General features: G+C 63.7%; 20 protein-coding genes. 7 read left to right on the top strand and 13 right to left on the bottom strand.

The annotated features are described in order from the left end of the window. Positions 1-58: 58 nt before the first annotated feature. The 7 genes from pseH to flbT form a co-directional block, all read right to left on the bottom strand. Positions 59-613, bottom strand: coding sequence for a UDP-4-amino-4,6-dideoxy-N-acetyl-beta-L-altrosamine N-acetyltransferase (pseH, locus tag ACW17Z_RS01720; protein WP_492057357.1), 555 nt, complete (start codon positions 611-613; stop codon positions 59-61). Between the two features lie 89 nt (positions 614-702). After that, a complete protein-coding gene (locus tag ACW17Z_RS01725) occupies positions 703-1,536 on the bottom strand; it encodes a flagellin (protein ID WP_419317037.1) in 834 nt (277 codons plus the stop codon). Positions 1,537-1,712: 176 nt separating this feature from the next. After that, positions 1,713-2,024 (bottom strand): hypothetical protein, encoded by a 312-nt coding sequence (locus tag ACW17Z_RS01730; RefSeq protein WP_419317039.1) that lies wholly within the window; start codon positions 2,022-2,024, stop codon positions 1,713-1,715. 113 nt (positions 2,025-2,137) lie between these two features. Next, positions 2,138-2,959, bottom strand: a complete 822-nt coding sequence (locus ACW17Z_RS01735; protein WP_419317040.1) for a flagellin — start codon at positions 2,957-2,959, stop codon at positions 2,138-2,140. Positions 2,960-3,226: 267 nt separating this feature from the next. Next, a complete protein-coding gene (locus tag ACW17Z_RS01740; protein ID WP_419317041.1) occupies positions 3,227-4,045 on the bottom strand; it encodes a flagellin in 819 nt (272 codons plus the stop codon). Between the two features lie 234 nt (positions 4,046-4,279). After that, the gene (gene flaF / locus ACW17Z_RS01745) at positions 4,280-4,642 is read right to left on the bottom strand and encodes a flagellar biosynthesis regulator FlaF (RefSeq protein WP_419255368.1); all 363 of its coding nucleotides are present in this window, start codon (positions 4,640-4,642) and stop codon (positions 4,280-4,282) included. Then, positions 4,602-5,027 carry a flagellar biosynthesis repressor FlbT gene (flbT, locus tag ACW17Z_RS01750; RefSeq protein WP_062146716.1) on the bottom strand — a complete coding sequence of 142 codons (426 nt, stop codon included), beginning with the start codon at positions 5,025-5,027 and terminating at the stop codon, positions 4,602-4,604. Before flbT ends, flaF begins: the two co-directional genes overlap by 41 nt. Positions 5,028-5,214: 187 nt before the next feature. Between flbT and ACW17Z_RS01755 the strand changes: the two genes are divergently transcribed. The 4 genes from ACW17Z_RS01755 to ACW17Z_RS01770 all read left to right on the top strand — a co-directional run bounded on the left by ACW17Z_RS01755 (position 5,215) and on the right by ACW17Z_RS01770 (position 9,260). Further along, positions 5,215-7,011 carry a tetratricopeptide repeat protein gene (locus tag ACW17Z_RS01755; protein WP_492057358.1) on the top strand — a complete coding sequence of 599 codons (1,797 nt, stop codon included), beginning with the start codon at positions 5,215-5,217 and terminating at the stop codon, positions 7,009-7,011. A 72-nt stretch (positions 7,012-7,083) separates the two neighbouring features. After that, positions 7,084-7,383 carry a primosomal protein gene (locus tag ACW17Z_RS01760; RefSeq protein ID WP_492057359.1) on the top strand — a complete coding sequence of 100 codons (300 nt, stop codon included), beginning with the start codon at positions 7,084-7,086 and terminating at the stop codon, positions 7,381-7,383. 120 nt (positions 7,384-7,503) lie between these two features. After that, the gene (locus ACW17Z_RS01765; RefSeq protein WP_419317047.1) at positions 7,504-8,373 is read left to right on the top strand and encodes an AAA family ATPase; all 870 of its coding nucleotides are present in this window, start codon (positions 7,504-7,506) and stop codon (positions 8,371-8,373) included. 71 nt (positions 8,374-8,444) lie between these two features. Then, entirely contained in the window at positions 8,445-9,260 is an 816-nt protein-coding gene (locus ACW17Z_RS01770; protein ID WP_492057360.1) for a hypothetical protein, read from the top strand. Positions 9,261-9,262: 2 nt separating this feature from the next. Here ACW17Z_RS01770 and ACW17Z_RS01775 read toward each other — a convergent pair whose 3' ends face one another. Further along, positions 9,263-9,640: a hypothetical protein gene (locus tag ACW17Z_RS01775; protein WP_419317050.1), complete on the bottom strand. Its 378-nt coding sequence runs from the start codon at positions 9,638-9,640 to the stop codon at positions 9,263-9,265. A gap of 31 nt (positions 9,641-9,671) precedes the next feature. Then, positions 9,672-10,484 carry a universal stress protein gene (locus tag ACW17Z_RS01780; RefSeq protein ID WP_492057361.1) on the bottom strand — a complete coding sequence of 271 codons (813 nt, stop codon included), beginning with the start codon at positions 10,482-10,484 and terminating at the stop codon, positions 9,672-9,674. A gap of 106 nt (positions 10,485-10,590) precedes the next feature. Between ACW17Z_RS01780 and ACW17Z_RS01785 the strand changes: the two genes are divergently transcribed. Beyond that, complete coding sequence (locus ACW17Z_RS01785; RefSeq protein WP_492057362.1) at positions 10,591-11,235, top strand: YfbR-like 5'-deoxynucleotidase; 645 nt, start codon at positions 10,591-10,593, stop codon at positions 11,233-11,235. Then, complete coding sequence (locus ACW17Z_RS01790) at positions 11,232-12,212, top strand: NUDIX hydrolase (RefSeq protein ID WP_419317052.1); 981 nt, start codon at positions 11,232-11,234, stop codon at positions 12,210-12,212. Before ACW17Z_RS01785 ends, ACW17Z_RS01790 begins: the two co-directional genes overlap by 4 nt. 10 nt (positions 12,213-12,222) lie before the next feature. On the opposite strand, the gene ACW17Z_RS01795 is transcribed toward ACW17Z_RS01790, so the two are convergent. The 4 genes from ACW17Z_RS01795 to ACW17Z_RS01810 all read right to left on the bottom strand — a co-directional run bounded on the left by ACW17Z_RS01795 (position 12,223) and on the right by ACW17Z_RS01810 (position 15,245). Beyond that, the gene (locus ACW17Z_RS01795) at positions 12,223-12,462 is read right to left on the bottom strand and encodes a putative quinol monooxygenase (RefSeq protein ID WP_492057363.1); all 240 of its coding nucleotides are present in this window, start codon (positions 12,460-12,462) and stop codon (positions 12,223-12,225) included. Positions 12,463-12,618: 156 nt separating this feature from the next. Beyond that, complete coding sequence (locus ACW17Z_RS01800; protein WP_419317057.1) at positions 12,619-13,518, bottom strand: sterol desaturase family protein; 900 nt, start codon at positions 13,516-13,518, stop codon at positions 12,619-12,621. After that, positions 13,515-13,907 carry a hypothetical protein gene (locus tag ACW17Z_RS01805; RefSeq protein ID WP_492057364.1) on the bottom strand — a complete coding sequence of 131 codons (393 nt, stop codon included), beginning with the start codon at positions 13,905-13,907 and terminating at the stop codon, positions 13,515-13,517. The genes ACW17Z_RS01800 and ACW17Z_RS01805 overlap by 4 nt, the downstream gene beginning before the upstream one ends. An 807-nt stretch (positions 13,908-14,714) precedes the next feature. After that, positions 14,715-15,245 carry a porin family protein gene (locus ACW17Z_RS01810; RefSeq protein WP_419317059.1) on the bottom strand — a complete coding sequence of 177 codons (531 nt, stop codon included), beginning with the start codon at positions 15,243-15,245 and terminating at the stop codon, positions 14,715-14,717. A 239-nt stretch (positions 15,246-15,484) separates the two neighbouring features. Between ACW17Z_RS01810 and ACW17Z_RS01815 the strand changes: the two genes are divergently transcribed. Then, on the top strand, positions 15,485-16,600 hold the full coding sequence (locus tag ACW17Z_RS01815) for a beta-ketoacyl-ACP synthase III (RefSeq protein ID WP_492057365.1): 1,116 nt from the start codon (positions 15,485-15,487) through the stop codon (positions 16,598-16,600). The last annotated feature ends 75 nt before the right edge of the window (positions 16,601-16,675 follow it).

Here is a 16,675-nt window from a genome sequence, read left to right on the forward strand (position 1 = left end):
GCGAAACGCCCCGCCTATAGTTGAACGCGTAACGCTGAAAACTCGTTAAGGCCCTTGGTTACGCAGCGATTAGGTGAGCTTCGGTCAAGCCGCGACGCGCCGCTTCGCGCAACTGCTCCCACTCCGAGGCCAGGATCCCCAGCAGCACGACATCGCGGGCAATTCCGTTCTTGAGAACATGACCCCGCAGATAGCCTTCGCGCCGAAATCCGGTCGCGACGTGAGCCTTCAGCGCGGCGTCATTGTCGGCCATCACCTCAGCAAAAACCTTGTGCAGGCAAAGCTCTCCGAAAGCGCGATCAAGCCCCAGCACCTGGGCGGCGCGGCCGACGCCGCGGCCTCTGGCCTCGGCAGAGCCGAGAAACCAGTTCCAACTCGCCCGGCGGTGATGGCTCAGCAAGCCAGAAAGGGTCAAAAGGCCAGCAGGCACGCCGGCCCGCGTGATCATCCAGCCGCGCATGTCGGGATCGTTGCGAAGACCGTCAAACCAGGCGGCATGGGCGTCGCGGCTGGGGAAAGCGGCGTCCGACATCCAGCGATCGACTTCAGGTTCCGAGCGCCACTGAAACAGCACGCCCTCATCCTGATCCTGTAAATCGCGAAGGTCGATCATCCCGGCCAATTCCCCCAGACAGCTACTCAAAGCGTACCCTGCGCGCCGCCGATGGACTAGGGCGCTGACACGAAGACTGCGCCTCAGGGCTAGCCGTTGAAGAGCTTCAGAATGATCTGCGGCGCCGAGTTGGCGATGGAGAGCGCCTGGGCGCCCAGTTGTTGCTTCACCTGCAGGGCCTGCAAGCGGGCGCTTTCCTTGGCCAGATCTGCGTCGACCAGGTTGCCCACACCGGTTTCCAGGACGTCCGACAGGCGGGAGACGAAGCTATGGTGAGCCTCGACCTGCTTGGCCTGGGTGCCGATATTGCCGACGGCCTGGTTTACCGCGCCCATGGTGGCGTCAAGGCGGGTCAGGACGTTGGTGGCGTTGGCGATATCCAGGATGTCGTCGGTGGCGGTCAGGGTGTTGATTGTCCCCCCCAGCGACAGATTCTGCAGGTTCAGCGTGATCGCTGTACCGGCGTCGGCGTCGGCCAGGAATGAGACGTCGACGCTCAGGCTGCCGTTCAAAAGGTTGGCGCCATCGAAGCTGGCGCTAGACAGAACCTGGGTGAGATTCTTGACCAGTCCCTGGAAGTCGGCATTCAGAGCCTGGCGGGACTTGGTGGTCAGCGACGAGTCCTTGGCCGCCACGACCTTCTCGCGCATCAGGCTGAGCAGATCCGAGATCGACTCGCCGGCAGCCAAAGCGACATCGGCGATGGACGTCGCTCGATCCAGGCTCATCTTGACGGCCGAAAGCGCGTTCATATCCGCGCGCTGTTCCTGGGCAATCGACCAGACCGCCGCATTGTCCTTGGCGCTGGAAACCGTCAGACCCGTATTGATGCGGGTTTGGACACCCTGCATGTCGTCATTGGTCTTGTTCAGGTTCTGCAGAGCGATCAGCGCGGGCTGATTGGTGTTGACGCTGAGCGACATTCGCGGCCTCCGATCGGAAATTTTTTCCGGGTTTGGTTCGCACGCCTACCGGCGAACGAGCCCTCACGGAGCCAACCGTATGATCAGAAGGTAAGGTTATGGTTAACGGAAATAAACCATAACGCACTTACCCCGCGACGGTGCGCCGCAGGGTTAAGGCGCGCGACTCAGGCGCGTTAGGTCAGGCCGTCGTAAACGTCGCCTGGATCGTAATTGGCGGCGTGCTTGAGTTTCAGCACGTCTTCCCGCGGCAGGACCTGCAGGGTTTCACCCGTTCGGCGATCCACGGTCTTGTAGATAAATGCCCCGCTATCCTCGTCCTGCTCGATCACCAGGCGGAGGTCGCCCGGCTGAGGCTCGGCCGAATCAGCGCGCGATTCGGCAACGACAACAGCGCCCGCGGATGGCTCCGGGGCGTTGACTTTAGGATACTGACCCGAAGGGTTCGGTTCGGCTGCGACGGCCGACAGAGCGGCTTTTGTTTCCATCTCTCCTTGCGCCATCGCCTACGCGGCGGCGTCCTCTGGTGGTGCGGGTTCTCCTCGTCTTCAAGCCTGAAAGAGACGGAGACGGGCCCGTGAGGGCCCGTCTCCTCTATTCCTTAGCGGAACAGGCTCAGGATGGACGACGAAGCTTGGTTCGCGATCGACAGCGCCTGCACACCCAGCTGTTGCTTGGTTTGCAGCGACTGCAGCTTGGCGCTTTCCTTGGCCAGGTCAGCGTCAACCAGATTGCCCACGCCGGCGTCGAGGCTGTCCTGCAGCTTGCCGACGAAGGTCAGGTGGGTGTCCAGGCCAACCGAGCTGGTGCCCAGCGAGGCGAGCTTGTTGGTCGCCGTGCCCAGAGCCGTGCTCACCGTGGTGATCATGGTCTTGGCCGTGGCGGCGTCGGTGAAGCTGGAAGCGGCCGTCAGGCCGAGGCCGGCCAGCGACAGGGTCTTGGCGGTGACGGTGAAGCCCGAACCATCCGAGTTGGCCAGGAAGGTCAGCTTGGTGGTGCTGCCGTCGGCGATGCTGACGCCATTGAACTGCGCATTCGTGGCGGCCTTGGTCACCTGATCGCGCAGGGATTCAAAGTCGGCCTTCAGGGCGTTGAAGCTGGCAGTGTTGAGCGAAGTGTCGGAAGCGGCCAGGGCCTTTTCCTTCATCTTGCCCAGCAGGTCGGTGATGGTGTCGCCGGCAGCCAGGGCCACGTCGATGGTCGACTGGCCGCGCTGCAGAGAATCCTTAACCGAGTTCAACGACGACGCCATCGAAGACTGGTTCTTGGCGGTCGCCCAGATAGCGCCGTTGTCCTTGGCGCTGGCCACCTTCTTGCCGGTGTTGATGCGCTGCTGGACGGTCGCCAGTTCCGAATTGGTGGAGTTCAGGTTTTGCAGCGCGATCAGTGCGCCGGCATTCGTATTGATGCTGTTCATCGCCATTACGAAGGGTCCTTTTCAAGGCAGGCCGACGTCATTTTGACAGTCGGGAGCATTTTGCTCTGGACCCTAGGAAGCAATGACCGGGCCAAAGCTGCCGACCCGGCAGAACCCTACAAGCCATTGAAAAGTTTGCGTTATAGATCTGTTTACGACAGCGACCCCCGGCAGGAACTGCCGGGGGTCGCTGGTCGCGGGCAAATTTTGCCGGGCACTAGGCGCCGGGTAAAGGAGGCGCCGGACGACCCGAAGATCGTCCGGCGTGTCAGATCACTTGAACAACGACAAGATCGATTGCGGCGTCTGGTTCGCGATCGACAGCGCCTGCACACCCAGTTGCTGCTTGGTTTGCAGCGACTGGAGCTTGGCGCTTTCCTTCGCCAGATCCGCGTCGACCAGATTGCCCACGCCCGCTTCCAGGCTGTCCTGCAGCTTACCAATGAAGGTCAGGTGCGTGTCCAGACCCACAGAATTGGTGCCCAGCGACGACAGCTTGTTGGTCGCGGTGGTGAGAGCAGTCGTGATCGTGGCAATCATCGTCTTGGCCGTAGCCGCGTCGGTGAAGGTCGAGCCGGCCGCCAGGCCGATGCCGGTTAGGGACAGCGTCTTGGCGGTGACGGTGAAACCGACGCCATCGGCATTCGCCAGGAAGGTCAGAGCCGCCGTCGTGCCGTCAGCGATGCTGACGCCGTTGAACGTGGCGTTCGTGGCCGCCTTGGTGATTTGATCACGCAGCGACTCGAAGTCTGCCTTCAGGGCGTTGAAGCTCGCGGTGTTCAGCGAGGTGTCGGAAGCGGCCAGGGCCTTTTCCTTCATCTTGCTGAGCAGATCAGTGATCGTATCGCCAGCTGCGAGTGCAACGTCGATCGTCGATTGACCGCGCTGGAGGGAATCCTTCACGGCATTCAACGAACTCGAGTTGCTGCTCTGCAGCTTGGCCATCGACCAGATCGCGCCATTATCCTTGGCGTTGGCGACCTTCTTGCCGGTGTTGATGCGGCCTTGGGTTGATGCAAGCTCCGAGTTGGTCGAGTTGAGGTTTTGCAGTGCGATGAGCGCACCAGCATTGGTGTTGATTGAGTTCATCATAGGTCACCTACCGTTTTGGTCGGATTTCTCCGGCGCGAGCCGGCTGGGCGTTTTGCCTGCGGTCACCATCGCAAGGGACGGGCCATCTGAACGCACGCGGGCGCCAAAACCTAATCCTATGATTTCTATGAGATTTATCTGGGGTTAGCCCAAAAACGCAACCGCCCGGCGAATGCAACATTCGCCGGGCGGCAGGAACTACCTAAATGCGCTGGGCAATTGGCGCCTGATAGTTCAGGCCCCTTCTACGCGTCCCGCCAAGCCTTGCATGATCGTCCGGTTGATATCGATCAGCGGCTCAAAATCCTCCTCCTTGCGCATGACGGCGCTGGAGTGGCGACCAACCCAAAGGCTGAGTGAAATGATGCTCGCGCGCAGTTCGGGCGCGAGCGAGTTTTCGGGCAGCGAGCAGTCGGTGGCCATCGCCGACCAAACCCGGCGATTCCAGTCGAGCGCGTCGATCCGCTTGGCAATATCGTCCTCAGGGGCCTGGGACGCGTCCATGAGGGCGCGCGTCACCTGCCCGAAAAGGCGGTATTCCAGCTCACGCGGATTTTCAGCCCTCGTCGCCGCCTGCTGATAGGCTCGAAGAGACATGCCCCAACCTCTCGTCTTCGTACTCGATCAATTTTCGGCTCAACATGAGCGCTTTATAGTACTCGCGCGCCATGACGTGCTTTGAGATCGCGATGCAATCGGCCAGCACGGCCGGGTTGCGCACCACACTCATGAACTCGTTCAGGCGCGTAGCAAAATCTTCGTAGAACCGTTCGGCGACACTTTCTTCCAGGTACATCATCATGACAGGGAAGTAGATGCGACGTGATGGCGTCGTCACCTGATCCAGCTGCATGATGTCCTTTTCCCGAAGGACGGAGGCTTTGTTCTGGAGCACGAGAACGCCACGGCGGTCGCCATTCTGGACCACAGCACCGTTCAAGACGAACTTCTCGCCGGGCTTCAGCGAAAGCTTCAAAGGCACGTTATGCCGCTCCTCTTTGCAATCGCCACGACAGCCCGATCCGCCAGGATTAGCGGGTCGAGCGAAAGTTAGGCCGGGTCGGGTTAACGCTGTCTTGCTGACCCTGCGACCGTGAGCCGCAGCTTAGGACTCAGTTAAACATACTGCCCCACAGGATGGTTAACTCCAAATCCGCAAGGCTTACCCAATGTCCCGCAAACGCGCCCTCGAGGGTTCCGGCAGCACGTTGGCCCAGCAGGAGATCACTGCGGCGGCGATCGTTCAGCGGGGCATCGCTGGAACCACCATGGGTGATTCGGCTTCGCTCGAGGCCCTCGCACGGCTCGACCGCGCCGCCAGCGAGCTCAAGAACCGCGAAACAGCCCGTCTGCTTGGTCAGGCGATTGCAGCGATCCAGTCTCGCGACTTCCAGAAGGCCGATTCGCTGGCGCTGGAAGTGCTGGAAAAAGACGAGCGACAAGGCGTCGCCTGGCACGTACTGGCCATCGCCCGCGAAAAGAACGGCGACTTTGTCTCCTCGATGCGCGCCTACGAAGCGGCGCTGCAGTTGTTGCCGGACCACGGCCCCGTCGCGGGAGACCTGGGGCGACTGGCCTACCGCATGGACATGCCGGAACTGGCGGCGAAGTTCTTCGCGCACTACCGGTTGGCCCGCCCCGACTGCGTGGAAGCGACCAACAATCTGGCCTGCGCCCTTCGCGACCTCAATCAATGCTCCGAAGCCATCGACATTCTTCGGCCAGCCATCATGGCGGACCAGAGCCAGCCGATCCTCTGGAACACCCTGGGCACCGTGATGTGCAGCCTGGGTGACGGTCAGCAGGCCCTCACCTTCTTCGACGAAGCCCTTCGCCTCGCCCCCGACTTTGGCAAGGGCTATCACAACCGCGCCTACGCCCGCCTCGACCTGGGCGATGTCCCGGGCGCGCTTGAGGATTGTGAGGCGGCCATTGCCCACGTCGATTCTGCTGAAGACCTGGCCATGATGCAGTTTGCCAGGTCGACGATTCTGCTCTGCCTGGGCCGCGTCAGCGAAGGTTGGGCTGCCTACGAGTCGCGCTTCTCGCCCGACCTGTCCGACGCGCCTCGTTTCCTGATCGACGCACCGCGCTGGTCGGCTGACCAGCCCTTGGCGGGCAAGCGCATGATGATCTGCGCCGAACAGGGTCTTGGCGACGAAGTGATGTTCGCCAACATGTTGCCCGACGTGCTGGACGCCATCGGCCCCGATGGCGCGCTGTCGATCGCCGTCGAGCATCGCCTGATCCCGCTTTTTCAGCGCTCTTTTCCCAGCGCCGAGGTCAGCGCACACCGAACGGTGACCTTTGAAGGCCGCGTGCGTCGCACGGCGCCCCATGTCTCCGACTGGAGCAAGATCGACCAGTGGGCTCCGATCGGCTCACTGCTGCCGGTGCTGCGCCCGTCGGTGGAGTCGTTCCCAAAGCGCCCCAACTTCCTGGTGGCGGATCCTGAGCGCGTCGCCCATTGGCGCAAGCAACTCGAAGCCGCCCCCAAGGGTCCCAAGGTCGGCTTGCTCTGGAAGAGCCTCAAGCTGAATGGCGAGAGGGCGCGCCAGTTCTCGCCCTTCGACCTGTGGCGTCCGATCCTTGAAACGCCCGGGGTCACCTTCGTCAATCTGCAGTACGGCGACTGCGACGAAGAGATCGCCTACGCCAAGGCCGAGTTTGGGGTTGATGTCTGGCAGCCCGAAGGAATCGATCTGAAGAAGGATCTCGATGACGTCGCCGCGCTGTGCTGCGCCATGGATCTGATTATCGGCTTCTCGAATGCGACCATCAACCTGGCCGGCGCCTGCGGGGCCAATGTCTGGCAGATCAGCGGCGCGGCTTCCTGGACCCGCCTGGGCACGGAAAGCCTGCCTTGGTACCCGCAAATCCGCTGTTTCTCCTCGTCGGACTACTACGACTGGTCGCCCACGATGCAGGACGTGGCCCACGCGCTGGCGGAAACCTATCCCGGCTAGGGAACTCTGCGACTGCGGCAGGATTGTTTCAGGGCGGCAGGCGCACGGCCTCGCTGTTTCTGGAGATTTCCCATGGCCGAGCTGGACATCAACGATGCTCCCGATGCGCAAGACACCGCCGAGGTTCTGGATGAAACCCATCTGACACCCGATGGCGAGGATATCGCCAATTTCGACGAGATCGCCGACGTCTACGATGTCACCCAGGCCGATGGCGACGCCGATGAGAATGACATCGAAGAAGACTTCGACGTCCTCGACGATAGCGAGCTGGCCGACCTCGAAGACGAAATCGAAGGGGCTCGCGACGACGAGGGCCTGAACGTCGAGCGCGAGCCCCTCGACACGCTTCCCGGGCGTGACCCCCGATAGAAACCGCCTCTTCATTTGGTTTCAATTCCGCACGCTCTTGCCAAGCGCGCGCCGCCCGGTAGTTTGAACCCTTGATTTGAACACTTGTTCGAGACCGGATCGATCCGGCAGAGGGTGGGAATGCGACAGCGCTTCGAAGGCACTTCCGACTATGTGGCGACCGAGGACCTCAAGGTCGCGGTCAACGCCGCCGTGGCGCTTGAGCGTCCTCTTCTGATCAAGGGCGAGCCCGGCACCGGCAAGACCGTGCTGGCTTACGAGGTCGCCAAGGCCATGGGCGCGCCCCTGCTGACCTGGCACATCAAGTCCACGACAAAAGCCCATCAGGGCCTCTACGAATATGACGCTGTGACCCGCCTGCGCGACAGCCAGCTGGGCGAGGAGCGCGTCAAGGACGTCCGCAACTACATCAAGAAGGGCAAGCTCTGGGAGGCGTTCGAGAGCCCGGTGCGCCCCGTCCTGCTGATCGACGAGATCGACAAGGCCGACATCGAGTTTCCCAACGATCTGCTGCAAGAGCTGGATCGGATGGAGTTCTATGTCTACGAAACCGGCGAGACGATCTCGGCCAAGGTTCGCCCGATCATCATCATCACCTCCAACAACGAGAAGGAACTGCCGGACGCTTTCCTGCGCCGCTGTTTCTTCCACTACATCCGCTTCCCCGAGGAGGCGACGATGCAGGCGATCGTTGATGTCCACTATCCGGGCATCAAGCAGAAGCTCGTCGCCGAGGCCCTGCGGATCTTCTACGACATGCGCAAGGTTCCGGGCCTGAAGAAGAAGCCTTCGACGTCCGAACTCCTGGACTGGCTGAAGCTGCTGATGGTCGAGGACATTGACGAGAGCATCCTGCGCGAGAAGGATCCGACCAAGCTGATCCCGCCGCTGCATGGCGCTCTGCTCAAGAACGAGCAGGATGTCCACCTGTTCGAGCGGCTGGCTTTCCTGGCCCGACGCGAAGGCGCGGGTGGTCGTCCCGGGCAGTAGGCCTTACCTTGAATTCACTGGACGAGTGGCGCAACGGCCCTCACCTTCCCGCTGGAATCAGAGGGATGGTCATGCGTCATTCGACTTGGATCGCTGTGTTGGCCGCCTCCAGCGCCCTGGTGCTGGCGGGGTGTCAGCGCAGCGAAACGGTGAAGGCCGAAAAGCAAGAGCATCATCTTCGCCGCGACCCTGTCCGGACGATCTCCAAGCTTGATTGTCCGGAACGGCAGGGCGATCTGAAACGTGTCAGCGCTGCGGCCGACGGTCTGTCCTGCGCCTATGCCGGCGTCGACGCCGATGTGCTGCTGCGGCTGGTGTCGCTGAACAATGGCGACGCCGAGGACGCCCTTGCGCCCATCGAGACCGAGCTCAAGGCGCTGATGCCCACGCTGAAGCCCGTCACCGACCAGAAGCCGGGCGAAAAGCACGACCGCAACAAAACCAGTATCCATCTGCCCGGCCTGCGGATCGACGCTAGCGACGACGGCGCCGACATCAAGATCGGCCACATCACGATCAACAGCAACGAAGGCGGCTCCTCCGAGGTCAAGATCGACAAGAACGTCACGGTGAAGGGCGACGACCGCAAGGAAACGGTCAGCATCACTGCCGATGACGGCGAGACTGGAGACGGCGCGGTCAATATCCGCGCCGGTGATGACGGCGCCGAGATCCGTCACAGCAAGCGCGGCGACTCGATCCGCTCAACCCTGATCCTGGCCAGCGACAAGGCGCCCAGCGGCTACCGCGTGGTCGGCTACGAGGCGCGCGGCCCCAAGGGGGGGCCGCTCGCCGTCGCCACCATCAAGGCCAAGAACCGCGATTCCGGCGACCATGACGTGTTCAAGGACATGAAGGCCCTGGTGCGCCACAACGTCGGCGGCTGAACTCAGGCCGGGACCGGAACAACCTCCATCACCTTGTAGGTCAAGGGCCGGCCATCCTCGTCGGTCACGGTGACATATTCGCCCAGGGCGAACCTGTGCTCCCCCAGCCGATGGACCGGCTCGTCATCGGCGCTGTCGGAATTGTCGTAGTCGAAGAACCAGCGCGCTCCCTTGCGCGCCAGCAAGCCATCCACGGCGTCCTCGTCGGGCGCGAAACGGCGGACGCTGCAGGCCGCCTTGCTCTTGGCGTAGGCCGCCTCGTCAAGATGACCGTCGGCGGTCAGGGGCGCGGTCAGGGCGTAGCCGCGATGATCGTCGCCGCCGGCGAACTCGGTGCCAGGATTGCGGGCAAGACGCATCACGATGCGAGACAGGGACATTTAAGCCTCCCTTGAAGAAATGACAGACAGGTTAGTGCGACAGGAACAGCGAGGGACCATCGCTGTTCAGGAGGCTGCGGGTCGTGCCGCCGAAGATGAACTCCTGCAGACGCGGGTGCCCGAAGGCTCCGGCGACCAGGAAATCAGCGCCGGCCTCGCGGGCCGTCCCCAGCAACAGCCCGGCAGCGTCGCCGGTTCCCTGCAGGGTCTGGCTCGTCGCGGTCACGCCGCGAGCGCTGAGAAACTCGACCAGCCGCGCAAGGTCGAAATTGCGCGAGGATGCAGCCGGAGCGCCGGCGACGATCACCGACGAGGCCTTCTGCAGCAGCGGCAGTGCGGTGCGCATCGCCCGGCTGGCTTCCTTGCCGCCGTCCCAGGCGACCACGGCGACGCCGCCGACCTTCAGGCCGGGACGGGCGACGATGATCGGGCGCTGCTCGTCGGCGACCAGTTGCTGGAAGGCTTCGGCCAGGGGGCCCTTGCCGCGCGCCGAGGCGCTGTCGAAAACGATGACGTCCGAGAGGCGGCCTTCCATGGCCAGGCCCGCCCAGACGGGCGATTCCAAGCTGATGACGCGAGTTCGCGAATAGCCGATCTCGGCCGCCAGGGCCCTGACAGCGCGGGCGCCTTCCACGGCGGCTTCCTTCAGGCTTTCCAGCGCGGTGACCTGCACCCCGCCCATGAAGCCTTCGCCCATCCAGGGCATCAGGTCGGCGATGTCCGCCGGAGCGTGCACACAGGCCAACTCCGCCTCGAACGCCCTTGCCAGGGTGGCCGCCGACGCCAGGAGATCCCGGTCAGCCTGCGCTCCTGCAAGAGGAGCCATAATTCTTGCCCAACTCATGATCGAACTCCTTTGGAGCGCATTTCCACAGGTGAGGCCGCACCCATCATTGATCTTTGTCAACCGATGGGTCAGTCAGTCCACCTTCACCGTAAGGAACGATCTCGTGGCCAAAGGGCTGCATAGGGGTACGGCGCCCCGCGCTTGGCAGAGAATGCTCTCCGGCCGGAGGCTGGATCTGCTCGACCCGTCGCCGATGGATATCGAGATCGAGGACATCGCCCACGGCCTGGCCCGGGTGGCCCGCTGGAATGGCCAGACTATTGGCGAGCATGGCTTTTCGGTCGCCCAGCACAGCCTGGTGGTCGAGGAGATCGCCGCCCACATCAAGCCCGACCTTGAGCCGAAGTGGCGACTTGCGGCCCTGCTGCACGACGCCTCCGAATATGTGATCGGCGACATGATCAGCCCGTTCAAGGCCGCCCTGGGCGTCAGCTACAAGGATTTCGAGGCCCGGCTGGAAGACGCCATCCACATCCGCTTTGGTCTGCCGGTCAAGACGCCGCCGGCCATCAAGAAGCTGCTCAAGCAGGCAGACCGGGCCTGCGCCTTCTTCGAGGCCACCCAGCTGGCCGGGTTCGAGCACGCCGAATCGCTGGCCATCTTCGGCGCGCCGCCGGCCGGCTACGAGCTGCTGATCAAGCCGCAGCCGCCGTTCGAGGCCCAGGCCCACTATGTTCAGCGCTTCCATGTGCTGTCGCGGGCCGCCGGTTTCGAATCCGCGCCCAACGCCGCGTTCGAGACCGAATGACAGCGTCCGTCGTCATCGGGCTTTCGGCCGTCGTCGTCGCCATCCGCGATGGCGAGGCCGTGGTCCTGACCGTTCGGCCGCATGACGCTGTCACCGATATCGCCTCTCCCCTGCCGGGTCTGCCGTTCGGCCCGTTCGACCCGGAGGGGCACCGCACCTTCGAACTGGGCCTGCGGGCCTTCGTCACCGAGCAGACCCGGTTTCAGCTGGGCTATGTCGAGCAGCTCTACACCTTTGGCGACAAGGGCCGCGACGCCCCTCGGGCCGAGGTCGGGGCCGGCGCGGCGCGGGTTGTCTCGGTCGGCTATCTGGGCCTGACGCCTGACGCCATCGACACCGACGCCCCCGACACCGTCTGGGCCCCGTGGTCGCGGTTCTTCCCCTGGGAGGACTGGCGCCAGGGCCGCCCCGCCCTGCTGGACGCCGTGCTGGCCCCGGCCCTGAAGCGCTGGGCGGCCGATGACGCGGGCAAGTGGTCCCGCGCCCGCCTGGCCTTCGCCCTGGATGGCGCGCCGTGGAACGAGGAGCGGGTTCTGGAGCGCTACGAGCTGCTCTACGAAGCCGGTTTGGCCCCCGAGGCCGCCCGCGACCAGGCCCGGGCCGACGGTGACGATCCGGCCGAGCCCGTCGCCCTGTCGGCGGCCCTGGGCGAGCCGATGATCTCTGATCACCGCCGCATCCTGGCCACAGGCCTGTCGCGGCTGCGCGGCAAGATCAAGTACCGGCCCGTGGTGTTCGAACTGACCCCCGACGAGTTCACCCTCTCGACCCTGCAGCGCACCGTCGAGGCCATCGCCGGGGTGCCGCTGCATAAGCAGAACTTCCGCCGCGTGGTCGAGCGCGAGGAACTGGTCGAAGGCCTGGGGCGCCTGGACGCCGAGACCGGCGGGCGTCCGGCCGAACTGTTCCGCTTCCGCCGCGAGATGCTGACGGCGCGCCCCGCCAGCGGGCTCAGCCTGCCGCTGCTGCGCGACTAGCCCGCTAAGCTCAGCCCAGTTCCTCGGCTTTCAGGATGCGCATGGTGGGCGGCGAGCCGGCCAGCTTGCCGATTTCCGCCGCGAACTGTTTTGAATCCGCCAGTGCGAAGTGGGCCCGCAGAACCGTCATGTCTGACCAGACCTCGACAAACTGCAGGATGTTGGGTCGACCGACGGCCTGAAAGCAGTCGTGAGAGACGCAACCGGGCTCTTCGCGTGACCGCGCACAATGCTCGAGCGCCAATTTCAACGCCGACTCCAGACTGTCGGGCCGAACATCCACTGAACCAAGAATAACAATCACACAGAGCTCCTGGATCAGTTCATCGATTAATCTTGAAGTCACACCCTCTAGCAGACGGTCGATTAAGCCGACAATGGCCTTAATTCTGGAGGAACAGGCCCGCTATTCAGACTCTATCCGCGCCCGCCATTTGGCTTTCAGCGTATGAGAGGTTTCGCGCGAGCCGTCAGGGCTCCAGCCGGGCGGGCCGAACAGATAGCCCCAGGCCTCACGCGGGGACTTGGCCCCCAACAGGTCGCGCCCGATGCCGATCCACTCGTGGAACACATTGTGCAACAGGTTGAAATTACCCAGGTTCTTGACCGTGCCATACCGGCAGGCCTCTTCGTCGACCTCGGGGATGAAGGTGCCGAACATCCGGTCCCAGATGATCAGGATGCCGGCATAGTTGGCGTCCAGATAGCGGGCGTTGCGGGCGTGGTGCACCCGGTGATGCGAGGGCGTGTTGAACACGGCCTCGAACCAGCGCGGCATGCGCTTGATCGCCTCAGTATGGATCCAGAACTGATAGACGAGGCTGATGCCCTTCTGGATCGCCACCATGGCGGGTGGGAAGCCCAGGAACACCAGCGGAAGCCATAGCAGCCAGGTCCCGGCCACCCCGCCCGTCCAGGTCTGCCGCAGGGCGGTCGACAGGTTGTAGTGGGTCGAGGTGTGGTGATTGACGTGGCTGGCCCACCAGAACCGCCGCTCATGGGAGATGCGGTGGAACCAGTAATAGGTGAAGTCCTCGGCGAAGAAGAGGATCACCCAGGCCCAGACCGCGGTCATCGGGATGGTGTAAATCCGGTGGTGATACACCCAGATCGTGGCGGCGATGATCAGCCCGCCGGTCAGCAAGCCGGCGATCGTGCTGCCCAGACCCATGGACAGCGACATGGCCGTGTCACGGGTTTCGTAATTGGCCCTGGCCTTGCCCATCCGGGCCAGAACAATCTCGAGGATGATCGCCAGGATGAAGAACGGGATCGCCATCTGGACGGGATCGAACTGCGCCTTCATGCGAGACATTCCTTCTGGGCGACCAGGGTCTTGGGTGGCCAGACATTATCGGCGACCGCCAGCACCGGCGCGGCGTCGCCGGTCTTCAGGACCAACCGGCCATTCTTCGACTTCGCTGCGGCCACGACGGGCCAGGCCAGATCGCGGGCGACATAGCCGTCGCCCCGCTTCCACAGGACCAGCACCGTGTCGCCATCCCGCGCCAGGGCGCCACAGCCGTCGGCCGAGATCCAGGTGGCGGTGGGGTGACGGTCGGGAAATTCCTGGGCCAGCAGCGCGGTGAGGCCCGCCGCGTCGAGCGCAGGCGTCGGCCGGGGGATGCCCGCCAAGGCCGCTATGCCGACGAGCACGCTGATCGCGATCGCCGAACCGATAAGCTGTATCAGCATCGCCTTGTCCAAGCTGACGCCGCCCTCCCCGTATTTTTCCGACAACGTCGGGCCCTAGGTGATCGCCGTCAAGTGATCTGGTCGTTCGGGCGCCCGGACGCGGCGTCGCGACCTCACGCGAAATCTCGCTGAGTTATGGAAAGGGTCGCGGAGCGTCCGGACCACGTCCGGATGAGAGATAGAGATTACCGTTTCGACGAAGCCGTCCGCTCCGCGTGGTCGTTATCCATCAGCGTCCCGTCAGGTGGCCCTGTTCAGGCCTTACCGGGAGCCGGTCTCTCGCGTTTCCGCAAGAAGCCGGCGGTCGAGGCGGGCGAGCCAAGCTAATGACTAATGAACACACCCGTCTGTCCTCATCCACGCCAACGGCGGGCGGGTCCCGCAACGCCGGGATCCCCGGACCGGTCGAGTATCCCCCTCGACCCCAGCCCCGCTCGATCACCCCCCGCCGCCGCAATGGTCGCTGGCCTTGCGCCCTTTCCTCGCGACGAGGTGGGTACAGAATACGGGAGGTTTGAGCGCGTCTGACAGGCGCGCTCATTCTTTTTGCAGGGTGTTGATCAGGTTGAGCTTTTCCCCGAAAGGCCAGGGGATTGATCAAGCTCCATCCCCGTACTTGCCCCCTACGGGCTGCTGCGCAGCCGTCTTCCCCCGGAGGGGGAAGATGAGGTCGCCGCGCTTCATCTTCCCCCTGAAAGGGGGAGGACGACCGCGATAGCGGTCAGGAGGGGGCCTGCGGCGTCGGCCGGATAACCACAACATGGCGACAGAGGCCGTCCCGGGCCCGAGGGCCCGGGACAAAACGCCCTAGAACTTGCGCACGTAGGACACCGCCAGGGTGTCGGCGTCCGCCTTGGAGTTGGTGAACTCCGACTTGGTCCAGTCGGCGCGAAGGCCGTTCTTGTCGTCGAGCTTGTACTGGGCGCCGACGCCATAGTTCCAGCTGTCCTGCGATTCGCTGGACGACAGGCCCGCGGCCGAGCCCTTGAGCTTGGTCGTGCCGTAGCCGGCCCTGGCCAGAAGATCGATCTTGGGCGTCACCGGCAGATAGCCCACGGCGTAGGCGGCCGCCTGATGCTTCAGTTCGACGGTCACCGGGGCGCCGGCCACATAGGTCTTGTCGTCGGTCACGCCGACGCCGACCTCACCTTCGACGCCAAAGTGGGGAGTGAGCCTGGCGCCGAGGCGCCCCTGGAGGACGCCGATATCGGCGCCGTCGGTGCGCATCGCGCCATAGCCGGCCGAGCCATAATAGTCAGGCGATACCTGCGCGTGCGACAGGGCGGGGATAGCGGCGACCGAAGCAGCGACAAGCGTCGCGGCGATGAGAGCTTTCATGGTTGTTACTCCTACTGGTAGTCAGTCTTCAGCCCCCTCAGCGACGCTCAATCTATCGCTGGAACACGGCCGGCATGGGGCCGATCACGGTCACCTTTGAGGTCATTGCGTGTCAGCGTGGCAACGGGGCCCAAAGGTCACGTCATGGGTGACGGGACCGTCATCCATGATATCAACGCTGCCATAAGCAGAAGATCGCGAGCCCGCAGAGGCCCGCGCGCATCATCGGGACCAGTCGCTTGCATCACGCCGTCATCGCCGCCACGGGGCTGTACACGCCGCCGTTCAGCATTTCGAACACCGAACTGGTTGAGGCCTTCAACGCCTTCGTCGAGCGCTTCAACGCCGCCAATGCCGACGCCATCGCGGCCGGTGAGGTGGTGGCCCTGGCCCCCTCTTCGCCCGAATTCATCGAGAAGGCGTCCGGCATCAAGTCGCGCTTCGTGATGAACAAGACCGGCATCATTGACCCGGACCTGATGCGTCCCGTCCTGCCCGAGCGCGGCAATGACGAGATCTCGATCCTGGCCGAAATGGCCGTGGAAGCCGCCAAGCAGGCGATCGCCGCTTGGGGCAAGCCGGTCAGCGAGATCGGCGCGGTGATCTGCGCCGCCTCGAACATGCAGCGCGCCTATCCGGCCATGGCCATCGAGGTGCAGCAGGCCCTGGGCATCGAAGGCTTCGCCTTTGACATGAACGTGGCCTGCTCGTCGGCCACCTTCGGCATCAAGACCGCCGCCGACTTCATCGCCACCGGCAGCGCCAAGGCGGTGCTGATGGTCAATCCCGAGATCTGCTCGGGCCACCTGAACTTCAAGGATCGCGACAGCCACTTCATCTTCGGCGACGTGGCCACCGCCGTGATCATCGAGGACGCCGAGCAGGCCAAGGGCGGCTGGGAGATCCTGGGCACGCGCCTGAAGACGGTGTTCTCCAACAACATCCGCAACAATTTCGGCTTCCTCAACCGCGCCGCGCCGGAAGGCGAAGGGGCCCGCGACAAGCTGTTCGTGCAGGAAGGCCGCAAGGTGTTCCGCGAGGTGGTGCCGATGGTCAGCGAGATGATCCTGCAGCACGCCGCCGATATCGGCGTGGACCCCCAAGGGCTAAAGCGCCTTTGGCTTCATCAAGCCAATATCAACATGAACGAGATGATCGGCCGCAAGGTGCTGGGCCGCGATCCCGCCCCCGGCGAGAACGTCATCATTCTGGACGAGTACGCCAACACCAGCTCGGCCGGCTCGATCATCGCCTTCCACATGGCCAGCGATGACTTCGCGGCGGGCGAGACGGGTCTGATCTGCAGCTTCGGCGCGGGCTATTCGGCCGGCACGGTGTTTGTGCGCAAGCGGTAGGCTGTACAGCAACAAGGCTTGTCATCCCGGCCGCAGCGCAGCGGAGAGCCGGGACCGCAACAGGCTCAGAGCTTG

Source organism: Caulobacter sp. GSs2 (genome assembly GCF_058680895.1).

What these genes read in the sequence shown, in the direction of transcription:
- pseH (WP_492057357.1), bottom strand. Translation starts at nt 613, where the DNA reads ATGATCGACCTTCGCGATTTACAGGATCAGGATGAGGGCGTGCTGTTT.
- ACW17Z_RS01725 (WP_419317037.1), bottom strand. Translation starts at nt 1,536, where the DNA reads ATGTCGCTCAGCGTCAACACCAATCAGCCCGCGCTGATCGCTCTGCAG.
- ACW17Z_RS01810 (WP_419317059.1), bottom strand. Translation starts at nt 15,245, where the DNA reads ATGAAAGCTCTCATCGCCGCGACGCTTGTCGCTGCTTCGGTCGCCGCT.
- ACW17Z_RS01760 (WP_492057359.1), top strand. Translation starts at nt 7,084, where the DNA reads ATGGCCGAGCTGGACATCAACGATGCTCCCGATGCGCAAGACACCGCC.
- ACW17Z_RS01790 (WP_419317052.1), top strand. Translation starts at nt 11,232, where the DNA reads ATGACAGCGTCCGTCGTCATCGGGCTTTCGGCCGTCGTCGTCGCCATC.
- ACW17Z_RS01730 (WP_419317039.1), bottom strand. Translation starts at nt 2,024, where the DNA reads ATGGAAACAAAAGCCGCTCTGTCGGCCGTCGCAGCCGAACCGAACCCT.
- ACW17Z_RS01735 (WP_419317040.1), bottom strand. Translation starts at nt 2,959, where the DNA reads ATGGCGATGAACAGCATCAATACGAATGCCGGCGCACTGATCGCGCTG.
- ACW17Z_RS01770 (WP_492057360.1), top strand. Translation starts at nt 8,445, where the DNA reads ATGCGTCATTCGACTTGGATCGCTGTGTTGGCCGCCTCCAGCGCCCTG.
- ACW17Z_RS01775 (WP_419317050.1), bottom strand. Translation starts at nt 9,640, where the DNA reads ATGTCCCTGTCTCGCATCGTGATGCGTCTTGCCCGCAATCCTGGCACC.
- ACW17Z_RS01740 (WP_419317041.1), bottom strand. Translation starts at nt 4,045, where the DNA reads ATGATGAACTCAATCAACACCAATGCTGGTGCGCTCATCGCACTGCAA.
- ACW17Z_RS01780 (WP_492057361.1), bottom strand. Translation starts at nt 10,484, where the DNA reads ATGAGTTGGGCAAGAATTATGGCTCCTCTTGCAGGAGCGCAGGCTGAC.
- ACW17Z_RS01800 (WP_419317057.1), bottom strand. Translation starts at nt 13,518, where the DNA reads ATGAAGGCGCAGTTCGATCCCGTCCAGATGGCGATCCCGTTCTTCATC.
- ACW17Z_RS01805 (WP_492057364.1), bottom strand. Translation starts at nt 13,907, where the DNA reads ATGCTGATACAGCTTATCGGTTCGGCGATCGCGATCAGCGTGCTCGTC.
- ACW17Z_RS01765 (WP_419317047.1), top strand. Translation starts at nt 7,504, where the DNA reads ATGCGACAGCGCTTCGAAGGCACTTCCGACTATGTGGCGACCGAGGAC.
- flaF (WP_419255368.1), bottom strand. Translation starts at nt 4,642, where the DNA reads ATGTCTCTTCGAGCCTATCAGCAGGCGGCGACGAGGGCTGAAAATCCG.
- ACW17Z_RS01755 (WP_492057358.1), top strand. Translation starts at nt 5,215, where the DNA reads ATGTCCCGCAAACGCGCCCTCGAGGGTTCCGGCAGCACGTTGGCCCAG.